This is a genomic window from Ochrobactrum sp. WV_118_8, from assembly GCF_039631535.1.
In the GTDB taxonomy this organism is placed as follows: domain Bacteria; phylum Pseudomonadota; class Alphaproteobacteria; order Rhizobiales; family Rhizobiaceae; genus Brucella; species Brucella anthropi.
Genome location: NZ_JBDIUZ010000002.1, coordinates 437,188 through 460,754, shown reverse-complemented (window position 1 = coordinate 460,754; position 23,567 = coordinate 437,188). Strand labels below are relative to the sequence as shown.

The window sequence follows — 23,567 nt, the reverse complement described above, 5'->3', positions numbered from 1 at the left end:
ATCCCAAGGATGCAAATGTCGGAATCAGACCATTAGTTGCATCAAGAGAATCTATAGCATTCTCTCCATGCAATATCTGTATGCGATTGTGCCAGAATCCGAGGAAGAACTGCCAGAACTGCCGATGGTTTTGTCGAAAACGACAAATTCAGACAGCCATCTCGGCTGTGCGGCTTTACTCTGCCTGCGCCTCGATATTTTCCATATCGTCATCGGACAAGCCAAAATGATGGCCGATCTCGTGGATCAGAACATGGGTGATGATATCGCCCAGCGTTTCTTCATGTTCGGACCAATAGTCAAGGATCGCACGGCGGTAGAGCGTGATGCGGTTGGGACCTTCGCCGGTCTGCAAGCTGAAACGTTCGCCGATGCCACGACCTTCGAAAAGGCCGAGCAGATCAAAAGGCGTTTCCAGCCCCATATCCTCGATGATCTGATCGTCAGGAAAGTCGGCGATCTGGATGATGATGTCGCCGCACAACGCACGAAACTCCTGCGGCAGATGCGCAAGAGCTTCAATCGCGATGGATTCGATTTCGTCCAGCGAGGGCGAGAGACGTCCCGCCCAGTCGCCGCTTTGATCTTCTCGGGCCATTCCAGCCAATCGTGTCCTATTCACTTGTGCAGGCCACCAAACCTGCGACCGAGCATTCTGGCCGAGTATATATAGTGCATACCGACATTATGCCCAGGGACGCAATTCGGCGCGCTTGGCCTCGAATGTGTCGATGCTGCCAGCCTTTTCCATGGTCAGGCCGATATCGTCGAGACCGTTGAGCAGGCAGTGGCGCTTGAAATCATCGACATCAAAGGAAATCGAGCCGCCATCCGGACCGTGAATTTCCTTGGCTTCGAGATCGACGGTGAGCGTCGCATTGGCGCCGCGCGAGGCGTCGTCCATCAGCTTGTCCAGATCTTCCTGGCTGACCTTGATCGGCAGAATGCCGTTCTTGAAGCAGTTATTGTAGAAGATATCGGCAAACGAGGTCGAGATCACGCAGCGGATGCCGAAATCGAGCAGGGCCCATGGCGCATGTTCGCGCGAGGAGCCGCAGCCGAAATTGTCGCCTGCAACGAGAATCTGTGCGTTGCGATAGCCCGACTTGTTCAGAACGAAATCCGGGTTCTCCGTGCCGTCTTCGTTGAAGCGCATTTCGGCGAAAAGACCCTTGCTCAGACCCGTGCGCTTGATCGTCTTCAGGTAATCCTTCGGGATGATCATGTCCGTATCGATATTGACGATCGGCAGGGGGGCGGCAACGCCCGTGAGCTTGGTGAACTTATCCATGTCCTGAACCTGTCGGTTGGGAATTTGCAATTTGCAAACTGGTTTACATCAGCTTGACCGAGAGTCAACGTTTGAGGCCGAAACTGCCCAATAGGTCGCAACTCCCGACCCGTTTCGCGAAATATCCGGCGCGCTTGTCCGCGCGCCGGATAGTTCGACTGTCAGGTTATGCGCATAATCCTGTCTGGAAACCGCGTCAAGTTTTCCGGATCATGCGTCGTTGATACAGTTTGCGCAATTATCAGACATTGAGGGCGACGCCACCGGTCTCGCTGCCGGTCAGGCGGCGGGATTTGCCATCTGTGCCAACGACGATCGTATAACGCCTGCGCCGCATTGAGAGGTTCGGCGAAACCGCCACATCGATGGCCGGATCGAACTGAAGCGTGATGCGCCAAAGTTCAGGCTTGATCGTTTCCTCGACGGCGATGATACGGGCATCGAACGGCGTGGTGTGAAACATGCCGGTGATGCGCTGCCCGACGCGGTAAGGCGCGGTACCGCCCTCGACGGGTGCGGTCTCCACCTTGCTGTCATTGGCGGCCAGCGTATTCCAGTCGCGTGTGCCGGACTGGCGCGCCACAAGGTCGAGTGCCTTGCCGTGGCTGATGTTGATGCCTTCCTCGCTCAAAGCCTGCCGCAGACGGCGGGCCTGATGCTTGAAGTCAGCGTTATTGGTCCCAGCGATAATAGCTGTGGTCATTGTTTTCGCTCCTGATTGTGAGCGGCGTTTTCATGAACGGGTGCCCGCATTGCCGTTTCTGCCGTCACCGGAACAAAAACGTGAAACAGGGATGCTTTACCATGGCCAAAGGCTGCGGACGGCAGGTGCATTCCAACCGAAGGCTGGAAAATAGGCGCGTCGATACAGGATTTCAAGGGCCTGCCTGCTCGCGCTCTCGGCGCTTGCGCTGCAGGATGGTTCGGTGCACAAATCGGGGTATGAAAACTATTGTTCGTCCCCGTCGTTCTGTCCTTTTCGTTCCTGCCGCCAACGCTCGCGCTCTGGAAAAGTCTCTGACCCTGTCAGCGGATTGCGTGATCTATGATCTGGAGGATTCCGTCGCGCCGGAGGCGAAGGTCGCGGCGCGCGATGCGCTGGCCGCGCATTTCGCAAGCCATCCGAAGGTCGGTTTCGAGCGGATTGTACGGGTCAATATGGCGGAAACGCCGTGGGGCAAGGATGATGTCGCGGCAGCTGCGAAAATGGGTGCAGATGCAATCCTTTTGCCCAAGGTCGAACGCCCACAAGACATAATCGACGCGGCCAACCGGCTTGATCGTCGGGATGCCGATCCGGCAGTTGGTGTCTGGGCGATGATCGAAACCGCGCGTGGCATTCTCAATGCCGACGAGATTGCGGTTCTCGGACATCGTTCGGCGGTGCGGCTCGCCTGTTTCGTCGTCGGGCCGAACGATATTGCGCGGGAAACCGGCGTGCGTCCGCAACCGGGGCGGCCCTATCTCGTCCCATGGCTGATGCAGATCATTCTTGCAGCGCGCGCTGGCGGGATCACCGTTCTCGACGGTGTTTACAATGATTTTCGGGATAGCGTTGGTTTCGAGGCGGAATGCGCGCAAGGTGCCGCCATGGGGTTCGATGGCAAGACGCTGATTCATCCCGGCCAGATTGAAGCGGCTAACCGCGCATTCTCACCGACCGAGGACGAAGTTGCGCATGCCCGCGCTGTCGTTGAAATCTTTGCCCGGCCTGAAAATGCCGACAAGGGTGTCATCTCGCTGGACGGGCAGATGGTCGAACGTCTGCATCTCGAAATGGCCGAGCGTGTACTCGCTAAAACGGGCGTAAAGTTATAACAGAGGAAGTAACAGCATGAAGTTATATCGTTTGATTACAGGTCCGGATGATTCCGCATTCTGTCATCGCGTCACGGCGGCGCTCAACAAGGGCTGGCTGCTCCATGGTTCGCCGACCTATGCTTTCAACGCCGCAACCGGCGTCATGCACTGCGGCCAGCCGGTGGTGAAGGAAGTCGACGGCGTCGATTACACGCCGGACATCAAGCTCGGCGAATACTGATGGCCGTCCGCCGCATCGTTGCCAATATTGCAGCCGCCGATCCTGCGGCGGCAAAGCGCTTCTACGGCGACTTGCTGGGCCTTGATGTGGCGATGGATTTCGGCTGGATCGTCACCTATGCCACGGATGCGCAGGCACGGGTACAGGTGAGCATCATGAGTGAGGGCGGGGCGGGCACACCGGTGCCCGATCTTTCCATCGAGGTCGATGATGTCGATACGGTGCTGGAGCGCGCGATCGCGTTGGGATTTCCCGTTGAATATGGCCCGGCGGATGAGGAATGGGGCGTGCGCCGCTTCTACACGCGTGACCCGTACGGTCGGCTCGTGAATATTCTAGCCCACAAGAGTTGAAAAAAGGCCGGTTTCCCGGCCTTTTGTTTTTGGCTTTAGTTCAAGCCGCGCTTTTCAATCATCGCGTCCGGCGTCGGCATCTTGCCACGGAATGCCTTGTAAAGCTCTTCCGGGTCACGGCTGCCGCCAGCGGCATAGATATGCTGCTTCAACTTCGCCGCCAGTTCAGGATTGAAGGCGTCGCCGGTCTCCTCGAATGCGGAGAAAGCGTCCGCATCCAGCACTTCCGACCACATATAGGAGTAGTAGCCAGCGGAATAACCGTCACCGGAGAAGACGTGAGTGAAATGCGGCGTGCGATGGCGCATTATGATCGCATCCGGCATGGAAAGCTTTTCCAGCGTCTTTACCTCGAAAGCGAGCGGATCAGCGATCTTTTCCTTACCGGTATGGAACGCCATATCCACCAGCGCGGATGAGGTGAACTCGACTGTGTTGAAGCCTGCATTGAAGGTGCGGGCCGCAAGCACCTTGTCGAGGAGCGCCTTCGGCATGGCCTCGCCGGTGCGATAATGCACAGCGTATTTCTCGAGAACGGCCGGGACGGTCAACCAGTGTTCGTAAAGCTGCGACGGCAGTTCCACGAAATCGCGCGAAACGGCAGTGCCGGAAACGGCGGGCCAGGTCACATCCGACAGAAGCCCGTGCAGCGCATGGCCGAACTCGTGGAACAGCGTGCGCGCATCGTCAAGCGAGAGCAGGGCAGGTTCACCTGCCTTTGGTTTTGCAAAATTCATCACATTGTAGATGATTGGCTTCTGTCCGCCATCGAGCTTGTGGCTTGATTGCAGGGAGCTCATCCACGCACCCGAACGCTTCGAGGTGCGGGCGAAATAGTCACCGAGGAAAAGGCCGCGTTCGCTGCCATCCGCATTGAACACCTGAAACACCCGCACATCCGGATGCCACGCAGCGATGCCCTTCTTTTCCTCGAAGCGGATGCCGAACAGGCGGCCTGCCACGTCAAAAGCGGCTTCGATGATCTTTTCGAGCTGAAGATAAGGCTTCAGTTCCGCCTCATCGAAGGCGAAGCGTTCGGCACGCAGCTTTTCGGCATAGAAGCGCCAATCCCATGGCGCAACCTTGTGATTGCCGCCATCGGCTGCGATCAGGCGCTCCAGTTCGACTTCTTCTTCATGGGCCTTGGCGCGTGCCTTGTCCCAGACAGGTTCCAGCAGGTCCATAACCGCTTTCGGAGTCTTGGCCATGGTGTCGTCGAGCTTGTAGGCGGCAAAGTTGGCGTAACCGAGCAGATGTGCCTTGCGCTCGCGCAGTTCCACCATTTCGCGCACGATGTCACGATTGTCGCTTTCGCCGCCATTCTCGCCGCGCTTCGCCCAGGCATTGAACGCCTGTTCGCGCAATTCACGGTTTTCGGAGAAGGAAAGGAATGGCTCGACAATCGAGCGCGATAGCGTAACCGCCCAGGCATCTGGTTTGCCGCGTTCAGCGGCGGCACTTTGCATGGCGTTCTTCAGGAAATCCGGCAGCCCGGCGAGGTCGGCTTCATCGGTGATGAACAGGGCCCAGCTTGATTCATCCTTCAGCACATTCTGACCAAAGTGCGCGCCAAGTCCGGCAAGCTTTTCATTGATGCCTGCAAGCTCCGTCTTGCCCGCCTCATCGAGCTTCGCACCGGAGCGGACAAAACCTTTCCATGTCTTTTCAAGAACGTGTTTGGTCTCGGTGTCGAGGTCCAGCATATCGCGATTTTCATAGAGCGCGTCGATGCGGGCGAAAAGCGCCGGGTCCATCATGATGCACGAATAATGACGTGACATTTTCGGCGCGATCTCGCGTTCGAGCGCCTGGATCGTGTCGTTGCTATGCGCACCAGCGCGCATCCAGAAAATCGATGAAACGCGGTCGAGCGCCTTGCCGGTCAGTTGCAGAGCTTTCAGCGTATTATCGATGGTCGCTTCATCGGTCGCCTTCGCGATGACTTCCACTTCTGCGAGGTCCGCAGCCAACGCGGCATCGAATGCAGACGCGAAATCGTCATCCTTGAAAGCGGTGAAATCCGGCAGGCCCAGCGGTCCGCTCCATTCAGTCAGGGCGCGATTGTAAGCGGTCTTGTCGGACATGATGAGACTCCGGTTCAGATGAATTCGATATGGATCAGACTTAGGAGTTAAGCAGCAGAGGGGCAAGGGCTGGAAGGCCGCTTTCACGGTTTCCACATCGCGGGCGTCTCGCTGCCGGGGCAGGAGCTTGGAAAAAGCGTTCGACATCGTCTTGCAGGGCTTGACTTTATTGGCGACCCAGCGCAAATCACGCTCGCAGCCGAATTTCTGCGGCAGCATTTTCAACCGGAGTTTTATTCTCTTATGCCCAGCGACAGTCACAGTCGATTGTTTCAGCCGTCAAGGCAGTTCGTGATCTGATCGCTTGCGGTCGGCTTGCACGGTCTGCCTTTGACGGCGGATCGACAGAAAGGCAAGCCCATGACCGACAACAACTTCTTCCCGGAAGTACTCAATGTTGCCGACCTTCCTGCTGCTGCCATCGCAAGCCGCATTGCGGACATGCGTACCGGCGACGCAGTGGAACTCGTTAACGAACTCGATGCCGATGATGCAGTCGCCGTCATCGCACAGCTTTCGCACGAAGATGCCATCCGTCTGCTCGACCAGCCGGAACTTCACCGTGCTACCGAAATCATCGCTACCCTGCCGCCCGGCCTCGCGAGTCTCCTGCTCGATGGTATGTCGGCGGACCGTGCAACCGACGTTTTTCAGGAACTGGAAGACGACGACCGCGCACGCCTGTTTCCCATTCTCGCGCCTGAAACCAAGGTCGCGCTGAAGAAATTGATGGGCTATCCGCCGAATACGGCGGGCTCGCTCATGACCATCGAATTCATCGCCGTGCCTTCCAACTGGAATGTTGGCCAGACGCTGGAATATATCCGCAAGGTCGAACGCACGCGTGAGACGGTTTATGCAATCTACGTGGTTGATCCGGCCAGCCGTGTTCTGTTGGGTGTGGTCAGCTTGCGCCGCCTCATCATCCGCCAGCCAGACGAGCCGATTCTGTCTATCGCCCGCGACGAAGAGCCGATCACCATTTCGCCTCTCGCAAGTCGTGAGGAAGTGGCGCGCCTGTTCCGCAAGCACGACCTTCTGGCCGTACCTGTGGTGGACGAAAGCCGTCACATCATCGGCATTGTGACCGTTGATGACGTGCTCGACGCCATGACGGAAGAGGCAAGCGAGGACGCTTACCGTTTTGGCGGTATGGAGGCGCTCGACAAGCCCTATATGCGCATCGGCTTCGGCGAGATGCTGAAGAAGCGTGCGGGCTGGCTCGGTATCCTTTTCCTCGGCGAAATGCTGACCGCGAGCGCGATGCAGCATTTCGAGCTGGAGCTTGAAAAGGCTCTGGTGCTGACGCTGTTCATCCCGCTCATCATGTCATCGGGCGGTAACTCCGGCTCTCAGGCGACGTCGCTGATTATCCGCGCGCTGGCCTTGCAGGAAATCAAGCTCAAGGACTGGTGGCGTGTCGCCCTGCGCGAATTGCCAACGGGCTTGGCCCTTGGCAGCTTCCTCGGCGTCATTGGCATCATTCGCATCGCCATCTGGCAGACGCTTGGCATCTACGACTATGGCGAACACTGGATTCTGGTGGCCGCGACCGTCGGTATGGCACTGGTCTGCATCGTGACTTTCGGCTCGCTGACAGGCTCCATGCTGCCTTTCATCCTGCAAAGGCTCGGATTCGATCCGGCCAGCGCATCGGCGCCTTTCGTCGCCACACTGGTCGATGTGACCGGTCTCGTGATCTATTTCAGCGTCGCGCTGGTCATTTTGTCAGGCACGCTCTTGTAAGGCTCGGGCATGTCGCGAAAAAAGTGGAAACCGGTTTTTCGATAACGACATGCCCAAAAAGAATTCAAAAAACTGTCAGAATGACAGTGTAAAAACGCAATGAAATTCGGGTTTTTCGGGTTAATTGGGGGGCAGTTTCGCGCTGCCCCTTTCTAAAATGCAAAAAAACCTGTAAGAGCGCCGCATTGTTTTTCCGCGCGGGTCTGTTGGCGCGGCTCCCAACTCATATAGAAGTGATCTCCATATGGAATTGCGTAATATCGCTATTATCGCACACGTCGATCATGGCAAAACCACTCTGGTCGATGAACTCCTGAAGCAGTCCGGCTCGTTCCGCGACAACCAGCGCGTTGCAGAACGCATGATGGATTCCAACGACATCGAAAAGGAACGCGGGATCACCATTCTCGCGAAGGCCACTTCGGTTGTCTGGAAAAACACGCGTATCAACATCGTCGACACGCCGGGCCACGCCGACTTCGGCGGTGAGGTTGAGCGTATCCTTTCGATGGTGGACGGCGCTATCGTTCTCGTTGACGCTGCCGAAGGCCCGATGCCACAGACGAAGTTCGTCGTCGGCAAGGCGCTGAAGGTTGGTCTGCGTCCGATCGTTGCGATCAACAAGATCGACCGTCCGGATGGCCGTCATGAAGAAGTCATCAACGAAGTGTTCGACCTCTTCGCCAATCTCGATGCGACCGACGAACAGCTCGACTTCCCGATCCTCTACGGTTCAGGCCGTAACGGCTGGATGGCGCTGAACCCGGAAGGCCCGCAGGACGAAGGTCTGGCTCCGCTGTTCGACCTCGTGTTGAAGCACGTGCCAGCGCCAAAGGTTGCTGAAGGCCCGTTCCGCATGATCGGTACGATCCTCGAGGCCGATCCGTTCCTGGGCCGCATCATCACCGGTCGTATTCATTCCGGCTCGATCAAGCCGAACCAGGCCGTCAAGGTTCTCGGTCAGGATGGTTCGCTGCTCGAAAATGGCCGTATCTCGAAGATCCTCGCTTTCCGCGGTATCGAGCGTCAGGCCATTGACGAAGCCCATGCGGGCGACATCGTCGCTATCGCTGGTCTTTCCAAGGGCACCGTTGCCGACACGTTCTGCGATCCTTCTGTGAGCGAGCCTCTGGCTGCTCAGCCAATCGATCCGCCGACCGTGACCATGTCCTTCATCGTCAATGACAGCCCTTATGCGGGCACCGAAGGCGACAAGGTGACGAGCCGCGTTATCCGTGACCGTCTGCTCAAGGAAGCTGAAGGCAACGTTGCACTGAAGATCGAGGAATCGACCGAAAAGGATTCGTTCTTCGTGTCCGGTCGTGGCGAATTGCAGCTTGCAGTTCTGATCGAAAACATGCGCCGTGAGGGCTTCGAACTTGGCGTTTCGCGTCCGCGCGTCGTCATGAAGGACGGCGAGAACGGCGAGAAGCTGGAGCCGGTGGAAGAAGTCGTCATCGACGTCGATGAAGAATATTCCGGCACGGTTGTGCAGAAGATGTCCGAACGCAAGGCCGAAATGGTCGAGCTGCGTCCTTCCGGCGGCAACCGCGTTCGTATGGTGTTCTACGCACCGACCCGTGGTCTGATCGGCTATCAATCGGAACTTCTGACCGATACGCGCGGCACGGCGATCATGAACCGTCTGTTCCACGACTATCAGCCGTACAAGGGTGAAATCGCTGGTCGCAACAATGGCGTTCTGATCTCCAACGATCAGGGTGAAGCTGTTGCTTACGCATTGTTCAACCTTGAAGATCGCGGCCCGATGATCATCGACGCTGGTGTCAAGGTCTATCAGGGCATGCTGATCGGCATTCACAGCCGTGACAACGATCTGGAAGTCAACGTGCTCAAGGGCAAGAAGCTCACCAACATCCGCGCCGCAGGCAAGGATGAAGCCGTGAAGCTCACCCCACCGATCAAGATGACGCTGGAACGCGCTCTGTCGTGGATTCAGGACGACGAGCTGGTTGAAGTGACGCCGAAGTCGATCCGTCTTCGTAAGCTCTACCTCGACCCGAATGAGCGCAAGCGCTTCGAAAAGAGCGGCAAGTCCAGCGCTGCATAAGTTCGACAACATAAAAGAAAACGGCGCCTTCGGGCGCCGTTTTTGTTTGCACGTTTAACGTGAACTTCAGCTCTTTGGTCGATTATGAGATCAATTGGGGGCGCTGATGATATTCTCGCGTTATGAGCGATTTGTTCTGACTGTCGTTGGTGCGTTGGGCGCAATCGACATTCTTCTGATTGCCGCGAAGGGCATTCGCGTAGACTGGACAGGCTACGGAATGATCGGGGCGATCGGTCTTGGAACGATCATGCTCGGCCTGTTTTATCGCTTCGTAAGGAATGATGCCCGGATTGCGGAGACACTCATTCTGACTGCGGGCTTCATATTGTTCACACTGGTCGGGTCGGTCTTTAACTATATGTTGCTGCCGATCCATTTCCCGCGAATTGACGAATTCCTGGTCGGGGTCGATCGACTGATGGGATATGATTGGCCAAGTCTGGTCACATACATTGCGCAGTGGCCCGGTGTTTCAGCACTGTTGAAGATAGTTTACTTCACTTCCCTGCCGCAGTTGGTGATGGTTGTTCTGTTGCTCGGCTTTTCGGGGCAATCAGAAAAACTTGCTCATTTCCTGATGACTGGAATTGTAGGCGCTCTTCTCAGCATCGTGGTGTGGGCCTTTTTTCCAACATTCGGTACATCGGCTGTATGGAACCTGCCTGATGATGTTGTGAGAAGTGCAGGATTGGCTGTCGGTCCGTCCTATGGCTTGGAATTGATCCGCTTGTCGAAGGAAGGGGTAGATTATCTGACGCCAGCCAATGTGCTCGGCCTGATCGGATTCCCGTCGTTCCACACCGTCATGGCTGCCATGTCCGTGGTCTTTACATGGCGCATCGCATGGGTGCGTTTACCGGTACTCGCTCTGAATATATTCATGGTACCCGCGATCCTGCTGCACGGCGGACACCATCTGAGCGATGTCTTTGGTGGACTGGCAGTTTTCACCATTGCCTATTTTATCGCGCACTATGCGATCAACGTTCTCCGCGACGATAGGGCTGCATCAGCGCCTGCGGGACACGTGCCCGCCGCGCCATCACGATGAGCGCCACAATCGACATGATATAAGGGATCATCAGGAAAAGCTGATACGGAACGACCTTGCCGTAGACCGTCTGCAGACGCAGCTGGAAAGCATCGAAGAGTGCAAAGAGCAAGGCACCCAGAAGCGCACGAGCAGGCTTCCAAGAAGCGAAAACGACGAGCGCGATACAGACCCAGCCGCGTCCCTGCATCATCGTCGGGAAAAACGAATTGAAGGCGGAAAGCGTAAGGAACGCGCCGCCGACAGCCATGAGCGCGCTGCCGAACATGATTGTGAAAATGCGCACGCGGATCGGGTTGATGCCCTGCGCTTCAGCTGCGTGCGGGTTTTCGCCGGTCATGCGGATCGCAAGGCCGAGCGGCGTGCGGAAAAGCACATAACCAAGCAGCAGTGCCAGAGGAATGGCGATCCACGTGAGGGCCGTTTGCGTGCCAAGCACCTGTCCGACGAACGGGATATCTGCAAGCCAGGACGGATTGACCGGCTGGAATGGTGTGATCGTCGGCGGAGTTGAAGAGAGCGGCACCAGAAGACGAAACAGGAAATAGCTAAGGCTCGATGCAAATAATGTGATGCCCAAGCCCACGACATGCTGCGACAGGCCGAGCGGCACGGTGAGGGCTGCATGAAGCAGGCCGAACAGAGCGCCGGAAGCGGCGGCGGCCAGCACACCGACCCACAGGTCGGCACCATTATAGACAGTCATCCAGCCGATCATCGCGCCGAAGGTCATGATTCCTTCGATACCGAGATTGAGCACGCCCGCCCGTTCGCAATAAAGCGCACCGAGCGTGCCGAAGATCAGTGGCGTTGCAATGCGCAGGACCGAGACCCAGAGGCCTGCGGAGAGCAGGATATCCATCAACTCGTTCATCGGGCGATCCTGTATTGTGTGAAGAACAGAGCAACCAGCATAGTCAGAAGCGACAGCGCCACGGTGACATCGGCGATGAAGCTCGGAATGCCAATGGCACGGCTCATGCCGTCGGCACCGACAAACATTGCGGCAGCAAAAAGTGCGGAGAAGATCGCGCCGATAGGATTCAAATTGGCCAACATGGCGACAATGATGCCGGAATAGCCGAAGCCCGGCGACAGATCGGTCGTGACGTAACCCTTAACGCCCATGACCTGTATTGCGCCTGCAAGTCCTGCAAGACCACCGGAAATGCAGGCGACTTTCACCAGTGTCTTGCCAAGCGGAACGCCTGCAAAACGCGCGGCTTGCGGGTTGAGACCGGCAGCCTTGGTTTCCAGCCCGAACACGGTGCGCTTTTGCACATAGGCGATGATGAGCGCAAGAGCGATAGCGATGACTATGCCAATGTGAAGCCGCATGCCTGCCATGATTTTTGGCAGCACCGCCGCATCCGGCACAGGCTCGGATTGCGGCCAGCCAAAGGCGAGGGGGTCTTTCATCGGCCCTTCGATCATCATCGAGACGATGAGCACCGCAACGAAGTTCAAGAGCAGCGTCGTCACCACTTCATCGACACCGAAGCGCAGGCGAAGCCCAAGCGGAATGAGCAGGAAAACCATGCCCGCAATCGCACCGACGATAAGCAACAGCGGAATGAGAATAGGGGCAGGAAGCTGCAACTGTGTCCCACAGGCGACCACCGCCAGCGCACCCATATAGAACTGGCCTTCGGCGCCGATATTCCAGAGTTTGGAGCGGAAGGCGACGGCAGCGGCAAGGCCGGTCAGCATCAGGGGTGTTGCGCGGGTGAGTGTTTCGGTGATCGAAAGCTTGTTGCCGAAAGCGCCGATGGCTATCTGGCGGAAGGATTCCAAAACCGGCGCACCGGCAGCGGCAATGAGCAGTCCGGCAAGCACAAAGGCGGTCAAAACGGCGATAATTGGTGCGGTTGCTACCAGTGCCATGGGCCGTGTTTCGCGTCTTTCAATACGCATCAGTTCAGCCCCTTCGTGAGATTAGTCTGCCATTCCCCAGCCATCATCAGGCCCAGCCGTTGAGCATTGGCTTCTCCGGCGTCAATCGGCGGCGAGAGGCGGCCCTTGACGATGGCCTGTACGCGGTCGGCAAGGCCGATAATTTCATCCAGATCTTCCGAGATTAGCAGAACCGCTGCTCCCTTTGCCCGCGCTTCCAGAATACGGGCATGAATGGCTGCGACGGCACCTTCATCAAGGCCACGTGTCGGCTGCGCCGCGATCAGAATGCGGGGAGCCGTTTCCAGATTGCGACCCAGAATAAGCTTCTGCATGTTGCCGCCGGAAAGCAGGCGAATACGGCTATCAGGCGTGCCGCCGCGCACATCGAAATCCTTGATGATGCGGTCGGTAAATTCACGCGCAGCCGCGCGATTGACCAGAAGACCATTGGAGAACTGCGGATCACGCACGCGTTCAAGCACAGCATTTTCCCAAAGCGTCAGATCACCGATAGCGCCTTCAGCGTTGCGATCTTCTGGAATGCGGCCAACACCTTCTGCCACAAACTGGCGCGGGTCGAATTTGGTGACCGTTTGCCCGAACATGACAAGTGAGCCACTCGCAGGCTGGCTGAGACCCGAAACGAGACGCCCGAGCGCTGCCTGCCCATTACCCGACACGCCAATGATGCCAAGCGTTTCGCCAGCGCGAAGGTGAAAGCCGAGATCAGTCAAGCGTGTCGCGCCATCTTCCACCACTGTTACATTCTTTGCTTCCAGCAAGGTTTCGCCGGGCGTGGCCGCTGCACGCGAAGGGCGCGAAACACGACGGCCAACCATCAGTTCAGCGAGTTCCTCTTTCGAGGTTTCGGAAGCCTTGCGCTCAGCGACAAGCTTTCCGCCGCGCAGGACGACAACGCGGTCGGCTGCCGACATGACTTCATGCAGCTTGTGCGAGATGAAGATCAGCGACAGCCCCTGACGTGCCATCTCTTTCAGTGTCGCAAACAGGTTTTCGGCTTCCTGCGTGGTCAGAACGGCGGTCGGCTCGTCGAGGATCAGAATGTCGGCGTCGTTATAAAGCGCTTTCAGGATTTCCACGCGCTGCTGTTCACCGACCGAAAGATCGCCAAGCCGTGCATCGGGATCAACCTGCAGGCCAAAGCGCTTGGCGATTTCCGCGATCTTGTTACGCGCTGCACCGTGCGCGGATTTGAGTCTCCAGAGGCTTTCAGTGCCGGTGATGATGTTTTCAAGCACTGTGAGGTTGGGCGCGAGCGTGAAATGCTGGTGCACCATGCCAACGCCTGCGTCGATGGCGGCGCGGGGCTTGCCCTGCGGAATTTCTGCACCCTTGACGAAGACACGGCCCTCATCCGGCACATAATGGCCGAACAGGATATTCATCAGCGTGGTTTTGCCTGCGCCATTCTCGCCCAGGAAAGCGAGAATTTCGCCGCGTTCAAGCTTCAGCGAAATATCGTCGTTGGCGGTAAGCGTGCCAAACCGCTTGGTGATGTTCTGCAGTTCAAGAACGGTCGTGGTCATGTGTGCAACCCCGCAACGGGAAATCTGTGCTGCCAACGCTGGTCCGTCTCCAGACGCTGGCCAAGGCTCAAAAGCAGCCGGTCCGCGCCCATCGGGGCCACAAGCTGCAAGGCGACCGGCATGTCGTTGGTATCCGTCCCAAAGGGAAGCGAGAGCGCCGGAAAACCGGAAATATTGGCGAGCGCCGCATAAGGTGCGAAGGCATTCAACTTCTGCCAATGCGCATCGACATCGCCGTGATTCATGGAAAAGGAGCCGAGCGGCATCGGCCCGCGCGCGAGCATGGGTGTAATCAGCACATCGATGTTGCGGAAAATCTGCCAGAGCATATGTGCGGCGCTGACAGCTCCGTTCATGGCGCGGTAAAGCGCGGTGGCTTCCATGCACCGCCCGCGCTCCGCAACGGCGCGGGTGAGCGGTTCAAGCTTGTCTTCATCAAGGGCCAGAAAATCGATTGCAGCCGCAAGATTGACGGAAATGATACGGTCGAATGCGCGCGCGCTGGAAGCGATCAGCGGGCTGAATTCCGAAGCCGGAATTTCGCGGATTGTGTGCCCCTGTGCCTCAAGGAAATGCGCTGCATCGGCCACAACCTGCAGGCGCTCCGATGTGATTGGATAGTTTGCGAGATCGCCGGTCACTATGCCGATACGAAGGCGGTCCGGCAAATCGCCTGCCTGCATCGCCGGGTCGGGCAGAAAGCCTTCAGTTTTGCCTTCGACAAGCGGCAGTAACGCTTTCGCATCACGGACCGAGCGGCAAAGCGCAAATTCGCTCGCGATGCCTGCGAGATAATTGCCGAAATGCGGACCAGCGGGCATAGCACCGCGACTTGGTTTCAGGCCGACAAGCCCGCAGGTTGCAGCGGGTACACGGATGGAACCACCAGCGTCGGTAGCGTGCGCAATTGCGACTATCCCGGCTGCAACCGCTGCTGCTGCTCCGCCGGATGATCCACCGGGTGAAAGCGTTTCATCGAAGGGATGGCATGCAGGCGGTGCTCCCGCTGGTTCGCTCGCAAGCGCCAGACCGAATTCGGGAACGGTGGTTGTACCGAAGAAATTCAATCCGGCTGCGCGTAGCCGGTGGCCGAGTTCGGAATCCATCTGAGGTGAGGCATTGAGGAATGCCTGCGAGCCGAGCCGGATCGGCAGACCGGCACAGGGCCCGCCCAGATCCTTGAACAGGGAGGGAACGCCCGCGAAGGCAGCTCTGGATGGCGCTGCATCGAATGCAATGGCACCGGCGCGGCCAAGATCGCGATCGAGATATGCAATGGCGCCCAGGGGGCGCCATTTTTCTGCTGCGTCGAGAGCAGCATCCATGGCCTGTTCGGCACTGAGGATTCCTTCCGCAATCGCCTGCGCGAGCGCGGTCGCATCCTGCTGGTTCATGTCGATTGCCACGATATGCTTGCCCGTCCTGAATGACTACTTCGGTTCGGCCGGGTTCGGCTTGTACTCGAACTTGCCTTCCTTCAGTTCCACACGGCGGGCTTCCATCTTGGCTTCCGCTTCGGCAGGGGCAATGCCCTTGACGTAGATGATGTCGTTGCCGCCTTCCTTCATCAGGCTGAACGGCGTGTAATCCTTGCCGGTTGCCTGGCTGGCCTTCACGTCGGCGATAGCCGCATTCAGGATCGGGCGGAAATTCCAGATCGCATTGGCGAAGACCGTGTCGGGATAGCGCGGCGTATAGTCGATCAGCGAGCCGATGGCCTTGATACCACGTTCCTTGGCGGCATCTGCCGTGCCGATGCGTTCACCGAACAGGATGTCGGCGCCCGAGTCGATCTGGGCAAGACCGGCTTCGCGTGCTTTCGGCGGGTCAAAGAAGGTGCCGATGAACGACGCGATGAACTTCGCATCGGGACGGGTTTCCTTCACGCCATCCTGAAAGGCATTGATGAGCATGTTGACTTCCGGGATCGGCACGGCACCGACGGAGCCGAAGGTGCCGGACTTGCTCATCGCGCCTGCCAGCATGCCCGCGAGATAAGCAGATTCAAAGTTCCATGTGCCGAAAACACCAAAATTATCGCCCTGCGGCTTGCCGGAGGAGCCCATGACGAAAGCCGTCTTCGGATAATCGCCTGCCACTTGGCGCGCTTCGCGTTCGACGGCATAGGATTCGCCGACGATCAGCTTGATGCCCTGTTCGGCATATTCGCGCATGGCGCGGGGATAGTCGCTTGCCGAAACGCCTTCGGAGAAGACATATTCGATGACGCCTTCGTCATTTGCCTGCTTAAGTGCCTCGTGAAGGCGGGAATTCCAGGCATTCTCGACCGGCGAGGCGTGGATGCCCGCGACTTTCAGCTTTTCATCGGCCGCAAAGACGCGAGTGGTCATTGCCGTTGCGCCGAGTGCTGCAGACATTGCGAGAATGTCGCGACGGGTAAAGTTCGGTGCTTTGATGATTTTGGTCATAGGACCCCTCTTTTGTGTTTTCGGCGTGCCGGGAATGCACTGCCGGTTGCTTCGTTTTGTGTGAGCAGAATGTATGAGCAACGGTTCTATCTTTGCTCAATCTGCCTCGAATACAAGCGAATTAGGCTGCGGCCTGAAAATTAGGCATGGGGTTTCAAGCCGCGACTGTTCCGGTTCGTTCATCCGGCAATGTGCCGGGTAGGCCGAAACTGTTGATATTATTAGCCGATTGGCGCGTAATCAGCCCCGTCAACCGAAGACGGACGGCCTTCGAGATTGATGCGGCTTATGCGCTGCGGGGTTTCGGCGATGACCTTGCCGCGCTTCACGACCTTGAGGCGGTTTGCCTTGAGCCGCAGCGCTTCAATTGGATCGCGCGCCTGCAGCACCACGAAATCGGCATTGCAGCCCTTTGCAAGACCGTAGCCGTCGAGGCCCAGTGCCTTGGCGGAATTGACGGTGAGTGCATCGAAAACCTGTTTCTTGCTTTCGATGGAGGTCATCTGTGCGACATGGATCGCCATGTGGCCGACTTCCAGCATGTCGCCGGAACCCATCGAGTACCAGGGGTCCATCACGCAATCGTGGCCGAAAGCGACATTGATACCGGCAGCCATCAGCTCCGGCACGCGTGTCATTCCGCGGCGCTTCGGATAGGTGTCCGCGCGGCCTTGCAGCGTGATGTTGATGAGCGGGTTCGGGATGGCGTTCATCTTTGCTTCCGCAATCAGCGGGATGAGCTTCGAGACGTAATAATTATCCATGGAATGCATGGAGGTGAGGTGCGAACCGGAAACGCGGCCCTGCAGGCCAAAACGCATGGTCTGCGCCGCCAGCGTCTCGACATGGCGCGACATCGGATCGTCGCTTTCGTCGCAATGGATATCGACCGGCAGGCCGCGTTCAGCGGCAATGCGGCAGAGTTCCTCCAGCGAGGCTGCGCCATCAGCCATGGTGCGCTCAAAATGCGGAATGCCGCCGACGACGTCGAGGCCCATATCGAGCGAGCGGTTGACGAGATCGACCGCGCCCGGCGAACGGTAATAACCATCCTGCGGAAAGGCTACGAGCTGAAGGTCTATGTAAGGCTTCACCTTCTCGCGCACTTCGATCATCGCTTCAGCAGTGAGAAGGCGCGGATCGCTGACATCGACATGGCTGCGGATCGCCAGCAGGCCCTGCGAAACGGCCAGATCGCAATAACGCAACGCGCGCTCGACCATGGCTTCAACGGTCAGCATCGGCTTCAGTTCGCCCCAGAGCGCGATGCCTTCAAGAAGCGTACCGGAACGGTTGAGGCGCGGCAGGCCGAGCGACAGGGTCGCATCCATGTGGAAATGCGGATCGACGAAAGGCGGGGTTACGAGCCGGTCGGTCGCATCGATTTCCTGAGCCGCCTGATGCTCCCCCTTGGAGGGCCCGATATCGGCAATCTTACCGTCCTTGACCAAAATGTCCTGCTTCTCGCGACCGTCGGGGAGATTGGCGTTTCTCACGATCAAATCGAACATCGGCGGGACCTTTCGTCTGGATATGCAAGAACAGAGCTCAAAAATATGGGCTCATTTTCCAATTGCCTTATACCCTATATCCGGTGGGCGCAATGCCGGGGGAAGCTGGAAGGGGTCGTCATCCTCAATGGAAAATGCTAGGCCCCGCAATCATCTTTGTAGGATTGCCATGTTCACGATCAGTCGCGTCGAAACCTTTAGTCAGGAGATCAAGAAAAGTCGATTTCTGGCCATTGCTGCGCCTGTCGCAAACGAGCAGGCGGCGAAGGATTTTTTGAGCGAGCATTCCGATCTGTCGGCGAGCCATAATTGCTGGGCCTGGCGCATGGGGCAGAACTACCGTTTCAGCGACGATGGAGAGCCGAGCGGCACGGCAGGAAAGCCGATCCTGCAGGCAATTGACGGCCAGCAGCTGGACAATATTGCAGTCGTGGTTACGCGCTGGTTCGGCGGCATTCTTCTGGGAAGCGGTGGCCTGATGCGCGCCTATGGCGGCACTGCCGCTACCTGTCTGCGACAGGCTGAGAAAACAGAAGTTATTCCGCTGGTCGGATTTCAGTTCGCCTGCGATTTTTCAGATCATGCGCTGCTGAAAGCACGCCTGACAGCGGTGGAAAACCTTGCCATCGCGCAAGAGAATTTCACCGGCACCGGCGTGAAAATGGCGGGCACGATGCCCATCGCCGCGCGGGATGAACTATCCCGCCTCGTCACCGATCTGACGCGCGGCAAGACGATTATCGCATTTGATGACTAGAGCATGTCTCCCAAAAGTGGGGACCGGTTTTGGGATAAAGACATGCTTAAAAACAAAGAGATAGAGTGTTTCCAATGATTCAATCAAAACAGGAAATGCTCTAGATTGTACCGCTCGTATACTGCTGGCGCTTGTTCTCATACATCAGCAGGTCGGCGCGCTTGGCAACGGTTTCCAGCTTCTCGCCCGGCATGCTGGTCGCAGAGCCGATGGAAAGATTGAGCTTGAGTTGGGAATAATACTGGTTGTTGATGTCTACCAGTCGCTGAATGTCCTCGACCATCGCCTCGGCGCCGCGCTCATCGACATAAGGCAGCACAACCGCGAATTCGTCACCGCCAATGCGTGCGGCATGGCCTGGCTGCTTCACGGCTTCATTCAGCACTTCTCCGATGCGTCGCAGCAATCCGTCGCCTGTCGCATGGCCCCATTGATCATTCGCGGCCTTGAGGCCGTTGAGATCGATGATGATGACTGAAACGGGCGTATGGCCCTTGCGCTCAAGCCGGTTAAGCTCATCGACATAATAGGCGCGATTGTGCAGCTTGGTCAGCACATCGTGCTTGCCCAGATATTCCAGATAGGCCTCGGCTTTCTTGCGCGCCGTGATGTCGGTAAGTGCGACCTGCACCAGCGACCAATCCGTCTCATGTCCCGGCAGAACAGAGAACTGCAGCAGAACATGCCGTTCGGATCCATCGAGCGCATAGTTCACCACTTCGCGACGCTGGAACAGGATCCCGTTCCACAGGTCGATCAGTTGTTCGCGGAAAGAGGCTTCCATCTCATCCTTGAAGATATGCGGCAGGTTCTGCAGCAGCGTTTTCTTGTCGGACGCGAGAAATAGGGCCGTCGTCTCGGTGTTGATTTCGAGCACGCGGATCTCGCTCATGCACTGGCGCACGAATTCTGGATGCACGTCGGTAAACACCCGAAAATCAACGATGCCGCGCTGGCGCACATCGTCCATCAGTTGCTTGATGCGGCTGAAATCCTCGACCCAGAGCGAAACCGGTGAATGTTCGAAAAGGCCCACTGCGTGCTGTTTGTGCCGATCCTGCTCGCGGCGGGCATTCTCGCGAGCGGTCACATCCTCGATGGAAAGCAGAACCCGCTCCCAAGTGTGTTCATAGCCGGGAAGCACGACGCCCTTGAGCTGGATGTCGAGCCGCTTGCCGCCGAGCGAATAGTTGATGGTGTCGCTTGAGAAAGTACCGCCGCCGTTCCAGAGCTGGACCATCTCATCGATATGCGGGTCCAGCATGTCGTCGCGAAACACGCGTTCGAGGTTGGCGACCAGATGACTGACGCTGTCCGCCTCGAAAAGCGAAAGCGTCTTGCGGTTGACCTTCAGAACCCGGATATGGCTGGTACAGATGCGCAGCCGGGTTGTGTCTTCGTGCAGGAAAGCCCCGAGATCGCTAACGCCAAGCGCGCGCCATTCTTCGAACTGCTTGCGCAGACCGCTATAATCCTCAAGCCACAGGGAAATTGGCGCAAGGTCAAAAATATTGGCGCTGTCGCTCAAGGCAGACTCGATATTCATGGATTTCCCGCTCTACCATTGGCTTCCCGCATTTCCGAAACTGAGACGTTCAGGATATGCGTCCAAACCGGATTCTCTTTTCCCATCGGGAAAAGCCGCGATGGATTATTGGGAGCGCGTTATATTACGTGAGGCTCAGATAAACTAGAGGTTTTAGTGTAAAAACACTTCGCTTTTTACGAAAAATACAAAGGGCGGCCCCTTGGGGCGCCGCCCTGAATAGATATATAGGCGGCTATCAGTTCTCGATCGGCAGCCGATGGCGCACGAGCGTTGTCCAGTACGAGCAACCCCAGGCAATGACATCGTCGTTGAAGTCATATTTCGGATGATGGAGATTGGCGCTCGGGCCGTTGCCGATGTTGATCATCGCGCCCGGCACCTCGTTCAGCATGAAGGCAAAGTCTTCACCGCCAAGCGTTGCCGGCATATCCCGAGCCACGCGGTCAGCGCCCGCAACTGCATCGGCAGCGATTGCGGCCAGTTCCGTCTCGCGCTCGTGATTAACGGTCACCGGATAGCTGCGCTGATAGTCGAGCGTGGCCTTGGCGCCGAAAGCATCGGCAATGCCCTGCACGGCGCGAGCCAGCTTTTCCTCGATATGGTCGCGCACTTCCTCACGAAGCGTGCGGACCGTACCGGTCAACCGGATTTTCTGCGGAATCACGTTGAAAGCATCACCACCCTGAATGGTGGTGATCGAGATCACTGCGGAATCCAGCGGGTCGACGGTGCGTGCGGTCAGCGTCTGGATTGCCTGAATGAGTGCTGCCGTCACCGGGATGGGGTCGATGGTCTGGTGTGGGGAGGCCGCATGTCCGCCAACGCCCTCGATGGTGATGTCGAGAATGTCAACCGATCCCATGATCGGGCCGGAATTGATGATGAAGTGTCCGACGGGAAGATTAGGGCGGTTATGCATGCCGTAGACTTCATTGACCGGCCAGCGCTTGAACAGGCCGTCGTCGATCATCGCCTTTGCGCCTGCGCCGCCTTCTTCGGCAGGCTGGAAGATAACGATGACGGTGCCGTCGAAGGCGCGGCTTTGCGCCAGTTCGCGGGCAGCGCCCAGAAGCATGGTCGTATGGCCGTCATGGCCGCAGGCATGCATTTTCCCCGGCACTTTCGATGACCATTCCGCGCCGGTTTCTTCGAGGATCGGCAGCGCATCCATGTCGGCACGCAGGCCGATGGCGCGACCGGAACGGTTCGACTGCCCATGAATGACGCCGACGACGCCGGTGCGTCCGATGCCGGCCACCACCTCATCGACGCCTGCGGCGCGCAGCGCTTCGGCAACCTTTTCTGCAGTCCGGTTTACATCGTAAAGCAGCTCCGGGTTTTCGTGCAGGTCACGACGGAACGCGACGAGTTCGTCCAGCTGGTTCGATGTCCAGTTTTCAACCGGCATGTCAGGCTCCTTTTGTGTTGTCTTCAGTCTTGTCGAGACGGTAGCGGAAATCGCAGTGGCTTGCGCCCTTCATGATGGTCTGCGAGCGTTCCAGCTTCATTTCTGGGTTGTAGCCGATGCAGAAATCGCCATCGCGATTGCAGGAGAGCAGGTGGCCGATATGGCCAAGACCCATCTCGCGGTACATTTCCGAATAACGGCATCGCGTAACGTTGAAATCGAAATGATCTTCGCCCTGCGAAATCACGTCGATCTCCAGTGCGTTTTCCTTCGTCCACAGCGGCTGGATATCGGCAAAGTCCTGTATCGTTGGCGTGCGGCCCAGCTCGTCGGCAAAACTCTTGCCCTGTTCGATGGCCGAACGGCTGACGGCTTCGCCGATTGCAGCCTGCGCTTCTTCCTCACCGGAGCGTTCGCGAATAACTTCGTAAACATTCTTGAGAACCAGCGCTTCGATGCGGCGACGTTCGAGAATTGACATTTGATTCATGGACCTGACCTTTCACATGAACGTTAAATGAGCGGAACTAAAGATTTGGCTCGGAGAGATCCTTGCGCCGAAGCCATGCGAGGTAGAACGGGGCAATCTTTCGCGCGACTTTATGAAAAGGCAGTGGTGCCGGTTCCGAGACGGGCAGGGCAAGTTTTTGCACAGGCTCGCCGTCGAGCGCACGTGCAAATTCCCGCCCGAGCGATGTGCCAAGCGCAACGCCGCGACCGTTGCAGCCGATCCAGGCCCAGCCATTGGGGCCGAGCTGATGAACGCGTGGAAAGCGATCCCATGTCATGCCGATATAGCCGCTCCACACATGGGTGATTTCCGGCTCGCCAAGCGCTGGAAAGGCTTCCGCCATGTTGCGCGCCGTCTTGCGCTTGACGCGTTCTGCGATGTTGAAATCGCCCATCACCACGCCGCCGGTAATCAGCCGGTTGCGGGCATCGTAGCGGAAGAAACGCAGGTCGCCGCGGGTGTCGGAAACGGCCTGCCGACCGGGCAAAATCGTTGCGCGCAGATTATCGCTGACGGGCGCGGTCGCCATCTGCCACGAGAGCACCGGCACGATGGTGCGGGCAAGGCGCGGGGCAAGCCCTTCACGCAACTCGCCGGTATAGGCGTTGGTGGCGAGCAAAAAGCCCTTGGCGCGCACTGTGGCGCTGGCGGTCTTGACCTCCCAGTGATCACCCACTTGGGCATAGGAGATGACCGGGCTTTGTTCGTGAATGATCGCGCCGTGGCGTTCGGCAGCCGAGGCAAGACCGCGCGCGAAGGCCAGCGGATTGATATGACCGCCGGTCGGGTTGAACATGCCACCATACCAGAAATCGCTGCCCAACAGCCGCGATGTTGCGGCGCGGTCGAAAAATTCCGCCGGGAAGCCGAAGCGTTTCCATGCGTCCACGCGGGTTTGCGAAAGCTTCACCCGGCCCGGCGAATGGGCAGGCTGGAACCAGCCGTTCTGCTCGGCCTCGGCCTCGATGTTTTCATCACGCACGATGGAAAACAGAATGTCGGCGCTATTGCCGATCAGTCGAGCAAAACGTTCGCCCGATGCGCCGTAGCGTTTGGCGATTGCATCGGGTTCCGCCGAAGTCATGGTCGGAATGACCTGTCCATTGTTGCGCCCCGATGCGCCCCAGCCGACCGCATTGCCTTCCAGCAGGATGACACGCTTGCCGCGTTTCGCCAGATGGAGCGCTGCTGAAAGTCCCGTAAAGCCACCGCCGACGATGGCGACATCGGCTTCCGCGTCATTGGTCAGCGGCTTTGCCGGTATGCGGGCAGGGGCAGTGGCAGCCCAGATGGAGGGTGGAAAGACTATGTTCTGCATG

General features: G+C 57.8%; 21 protein-coding genes. 7 read left to right on the top strand and 14 right to left on the bottom strand.

Annotated features, from left to right (window positions below):
- Nucleotides 1-175 precede the first annotated feature (175 nt).
- From ABDF71_RS16250 to ABDF71_RS16240, 3 genes are all read right to left on the bottom strand, one after another.
- On the bottom strand, nucleotides 176-598 hold the full coding sequence (locus tag ABDF71_RS16250) for a metallopeptidase family protein (protein ID WP_012092734.1): 423 nt from the start codon (nucleotides 596-598) through the stop codon (nucleotides 176-178).
- A gap of 87 nt (nucleotides 599-685) precedes the next feature.
- Nucleotides 686-1,291, bottom strand: coding sequence for a 3-isopropylmalate dehydratase small subunit (gene leuD / locus ABDF71_RS16245; RefSeq protein ID WP_029927809.1), 606 nt, complete (start codon nucleotides 1,289-1,291; stop codon nucleotides 686-688).
- Between the two features lie 241 nt (nucleotides 1,292-1,532).
- Complete coding sequence (locus ABDF71_RS16240) at nucleotides 1,533-1,994, bottom strand: glyoxalase superfamily protein (RefSeq protein WP_029927807.1); 462 nt, start codon at nucleotides 1,992-1,994, stop codon at nucleotides 1,533-1,535.
- Between the two features lie 239 nt (nucleotides 1,995-2,233).
- Here ABDF71_RS16240 and ABDF71_RS16235 point away from each other — a divergent pair, with 239 nt between their 5' ends.
- Genes ABDF71_RS16235 through ABDF71_RS16225 form a run of 3 tightly spaced genes read left to right on the top strand, consistent with a single transcriptional unit; the run spans nucleotide 2,234 to nucleotide 3,685 of the window.
- On the top strand, nucleotides 2,234-3,109 hold the full coding sequence (locus ABDF71_RS16235) for an HpcH/HpaI aldolase/citrate lyase family protein (protein ID WP_258124414.1): 876 nt from the start codon (nucleotides 2,234-2,236) through the stop codon (nucleotides 3,107-3,109).
- Between the two features lie 16 nt (nucleotides 3,110-3,125).
- Nucleotides 3,126-3,332 carry a DUF1737 domain-containing protein gene (locus ABDF71_RS16230; protein WP_500061684.1) on the top strand — a complete coding sequence of 69 codons (207 nt, stop codon included), beginning with the start codon at nucleotides 3,126-3,128 and terminating at the stop codon, nucleotides 3,330-3,332.
- Complete coding sequence (locus ABDF71_RS16225) at nucleotides 3,332-3,685, top strand: VOC family protein (RefSeq protein WP_010658499.1); 354 nt, start codon at nucleotides 3,332-3,334, stop codon at nucleotides 3,683-3,685. The genes ABDF71_RS16230 and ABDF71_RS16225 overlap by 1 nt, the downstream gene beginning before the upstream one ends.
- Nucleotides 3,686-3,720: 35 nt before the next feature.
- Here the strand turns inward: ABDF71_RS16225 and ABDF71_RS16220 are convergent, their stop codons facing one another.
- Nucleotides 3,721-5,769, bottom strand: coding sequence for a M3 family metallopeptidase (locus ABDF71_RS16220; RefSeq protein WP_500061683.1), 2,049 nt, complete (start codon nucleotides 5,767-5,769; stop codon nucleotides 3,721-3,723).
- A gap of 360 nt (nucleotides 5,770-6,129) precedes the next feature.
- Between ABDF71_RS16220 and mgtE the strand changes: the two genes are divergently transcribed.
- The 3 genes from mgtE (at nucleotide 6,130) to ABDF71_RS16205 (ending at nucleotide 10,640) form a co-directional block, all read left to right on the top strand.
- The gene (mgtE, locus tag ABDF71_RS16215) at nucleotides 6,130-7,515 is read left to right on the top strand and encodes a magnesium transporter (protein ID WP_010658501.1); all 1,386 of its coding nucleotides are present in this window, start codon (nucleotides 6,130-6,132) and stop codon (nucleotides 7,513-7,515) included.
- A 244-nt stretch (nucleotides 7,516-7,759) separates the two neighbouring features.
- A complete protein-coding gene (gene typA, locus ABDF71_RS16210) occupies nucleotides 7,760-9,586 on the top strand; it encodes a translational GTPase TypA (protein ID WP_010658502.1) in 1,827 nt (608 codons plus the stop codon).
- A gap of 106 nt (nucleotides 9,587-9,692) precedes the next feature.
- Nucleotides 9,693-10,640 carry a phosphatase PAP2 family protein gene (locus ABDF71_RS16205; RefSeq protein ID WP_010658503.1) on the top strand — a complete coding sequence of 316 codons (948 nt, stop codon included), beginning with the start codon at nucleotides 9,693-9,695 and terminating at the stop codon, nucleotides 10,638-10,640.
- Here the strand turns inward: ABDF71_RS16205 and ABDF71_RS16200 are convergent.
- The 6 genes from ABDF71_RS16200 to ABDF71_RS16175 form a co-directional block, all read right to left on the bottom strand.
- Nucleotides 10,570-11,514 (bottom strand): ABC transporter permease, encoded by a 945-nt coding sequence (locus ABDF71_RS16200; RefSeq protein ID WP_258124411.1) that lies wholly within the window; start codon nucleotides 11,512-11,514, stop codon nucleotides 10,570-10,572. The two genes, ABDF71_RS16205 and ABDF71_RS16200, sit on opposite strands and share 71 nt — an antisense overlap.
- The gene (locus tag ABDF71_RS16195) at nucleotides 11,511-12,554 is read right to left on the bottom strand and encodes an ABC transporter permease (protein ID WP_036586560.1); all 1,044 of its coding nucleotides are present in this window, start codon (nucleotides 12,552-12,554) and stop codon (nucleotides 11,511-11,513) included. Before ABDF71_RS16195 ends, ABDF71_RS16200 begins: the two co-directional genes overlap by 4 nt.
- Entirely contained in the window at nucleotides 12,554-14,083 is a 1,530-nt protein-coding gene (locus tag ABDF71_RS16190) for an ABC transporter ATP-binding protein (protein WP_029927796.1), read from the bottom strand. The genes ABDF71_RS16195 and ABDF71_RS16190 overlap by 1 nt, the downstream gene beginning before the upstream one ends.
- On the bottom strand, nucleotides 14,080-15,477 hold the full coding sequence (locus tag ABDF71_RS16185) for an amidase (RefSeq protein WP_258124409.1): 1,398 nt from the start codon (nucleotides 15,475-15,477) through the stop codon (nucleotides 14,080-14,082). Before ABDF71_RS16185 ends, ABDF71_RS16190 begins: the two co-directional genes overlap by 4 nt.
- Before the next feature lie 36 nt (nucleotides 15,478-15,513).
- Nucleotides 15,514-16,512, bottom strand: coding sequence for a BMP family protein (locus ABDF71_RS16180; RefSeq protein ID WP_010658508.1), 999 nt, complete (start codon nucleotides 16,510-16,512; stop codon nucleotides 15,514-15,516).
- A 221-nt stretch (nucleotides 16,513-16,733) separates the two neighbouring features.
- Nucleotides 16,734-18,023 carry an amidohydrolase family protein gene (locus ABDF71_RS16175; RefSeq protein WP_500061682.1) on the bottom strand — a complete coding sequence of 430 codons (1,290 nt, stop codon included), beginning with the start codon at nucleotides 18,021-18,023 and terminating at the stop codon, nucleotides 16,734-16,736.
- Between the two features lie 169 nt (nucleotides 18,024-18,192).
- On the opposite strand from ABDF71_RS16175, the gene ABDF71_RS16170 reads away from it, so the two are divergent.
- Entirely contained in the window at nucleotides 18,193-18,780 is a 588-nt protein-coding gene (locus ABDF71_RS16170; protein ID WP_010658510.1) for an IMPACT family protein, read from the top strand.
- A 100-nt stretch (nucleotides 18,781-18,880) separates the two neighbouring features.
- On the opposite strand, the gene ABDF71_RS16165 is transcribed toward ABDF71_RS16170, so the two are convergent.
- The 4 genes from ABDF71_RS16165 to ABDF71_RS16150 all read right to left on the bottom strand — a co-directional run bounded on the left by ABDF71_RS16165 (nucleotide 18,881) and on the right by ABDF71_RS16150 (nucleotide 23,566).
- Nucleotides 18,881-20,326: a sensor domain-containing diguanylate cyclase gene (locus ABDF71_RS16165; protein ID WP_258124407.1), complete on the bottom strand. Its 1,446-nt coding sequence runs from the start codon at nucleotides 20,324-20,326 to the stop codon at nucleotides 18,881-18,883.
- A gap of 238 nt (nucleotides 20,327-20,564) precedes the next feature.
- On the bottom strand, nucleotides 20,565-21,737 hold the full coding sequence (locus ABDF71_RS16160) for a M20 aminoacylase family protein (protein ID WP_036586555.1): 1,173 nt from the start codon (nucleotides 21,735-21,737) through the stop codon (nucleotides 20,565-20,567).
- A gap of 1 nt (nucleotide 21,738) precedes the next feature.
- Nucleotides 21,739-22,227, bottom strand: a complete 489-nt coding sequence (locus ABDF71_RS16155; protein ID WP_010658513.1) for an L-2-amino-thiazoline-4-carboxylic acid hydrolase — start codon at nucleotides 22,225-22,227, stop codon at nucleotides 21,739-21,741.
- A 37-nt stretch (nucleotides 22,228-22,264) separates the two neighbouring features.
- Nucleotides 22,265-23,566 (bottom strand): NAD(P)/FAD-dependent oxidoreductase, encoded by a 1,302-nt coding sequence (locus ABDF71_RS16150; RefSeq protein WP_258124406.1) that lies wholly within the window; start codon nucleotides 23,564-23,566, stop codon nucleotides 22,265-22,267.
- Nucleotide 23,567: the final 1 nt, after the last annotated feature.

Coding starts and splice junctions, on each gene's coding strand:
- mgtE (WP_010658501.1), top strand. CDS start 6,130: ATGACCGACAACAACTTCTTCCCGGAAGTACTCAATGTTGCCGACCTT.
- ABDF71_RS16175 (WP_500061682.1), bottom strand. CDS start 18,023: ATGTTCGATTTGATCGTGAGAAACGCCAATCTCCCCGACGGTCGCGAG.
- ABDF71_RS16205 (WP_010658503.1), top strand. CDS start 9,693: ATGATATTCTCGCGTTATGAGCGATTTGTTCTGACTGTCGTTGGTGCG.
- ABDF71_RS16160 (WP_036586555.1), bottom strand. CDS start 21,737: ATGCCGGTTGAAAACTGGACATCGAACCAGCTGGACGAACTCGTCGCG.
- ABDF71_RS16200 (WP_258124411.1), bottom strand. CDS start 11,514: ATGAACGAGTTGATGGATATCCTGCTCTCCGCAGGCCTCTGGGTCTCG.
- ABDF71_RS16220 (WP_500061683.1), bottom strand. CDS start 5,769: ATGTCCGACAAGACCGCTTACAATCGCGCCCTGACTGAATGGAGCGGA.
- ABDF71_RS16225 (WP_010658499.1), top strand. CDS start 3,332: ATGGCCGTCCGCCGCATCGTTGCCAATATTGCAGCCGCCGATCCTGCG.
- ABDF71_RS16195 (WP_036586560.1), bottom strand. CDS start 12,554: ATGCGTATTGAAAGACGCGAAACACGGCCCATGGCACTGGTAGCAACC.
- ABDF71_RS16240 (WP_029927807.1), bottom strand. CDS start 1,994: ATGACCACAGCTATTATCGCTGGGACCAATAACGCTGACTTCAAGCAT.
- typA (WP_010658502.1), top strand. CDS start 7,760: ATGGAATTGCGTAATATCGCTATTATCGCACACGTCGATCATGGCAAA.
- leuD (WP_029927809.1), bottom strand. CDS start 1,291: ATGGATAAGTTCACCAAGCTCACGGGCGTTGCCGCCCCCCTGCCGATC.
- ABDF71_RS16190 (WP_029927796.1), bottom strand. CDS start 14,083: ATGACCACGACCGTTCTTGAACTGCAGAACATCACCAAGCGGTTTGGC.
- ABDF71_RS16235 (WP_258124414.1), top strand. CDS start 2,234: ATGAAAACTATTGTTCGTCCCCGTCGTTCTGTCCTTTTCGTTCCTGCC.
- ABDF71_RS16180 (WP_010658508.1), bottom strand. CDS start 16,512: ATGACCAAAATCATCAAAGCACCGAACTTTACCCGTCGCGACATTCTC.
- ABDF71_RS16185 (WP_258124409.1), bottom strand. CDS start 15,477: ATGAACCAGCAGGATGCGACCGCGCTCGCGCAGGCGATTGCGGAAGGA.
- ABDF71_RS16230 (WP_500061684.1), top strand. CDS start 3,126: ATGAAGTTATATCGTTTGATTACAGGTCCGGATGATTCCGCATTCTGT.
- ABDF71_RS16165 (WP_258124407.1), bottom strand. CDS start 20,326: ATGAATATCGAGTCTGCCTTGAGCGACAGCGCCAATATTTTTGACCTT.
- ABDF71_RS16250 (WP_012092734.1), bottom strand. CDS start 598: ATGGCCCGAGAAGATCAAAGCGGCGACTGGGCGGGACGTCTCTCGCCC.
- ABDF71_RS16170 (WP_010658510.1), top strand. CDS start 18,193: ATGTTCACGATCAGTCGCGTCGAAACCTTTAGTCAGGAGATCAAGAAA.
- ABDF71_RS16155 (WP_010658513.1), bottom strand. CDS start 22,227: ATGAATCAAATGTCAATTCTCGAACGTCGCCGCATCGAAGCGCTGGTT.
- ABDF71_RS16150 (WP_258124406.1), bottom strand. CDS start 23,566: ATGCAGAACATAGTCTTTCCACCCTCCATCTGGGCTGCCACTGCCCCT.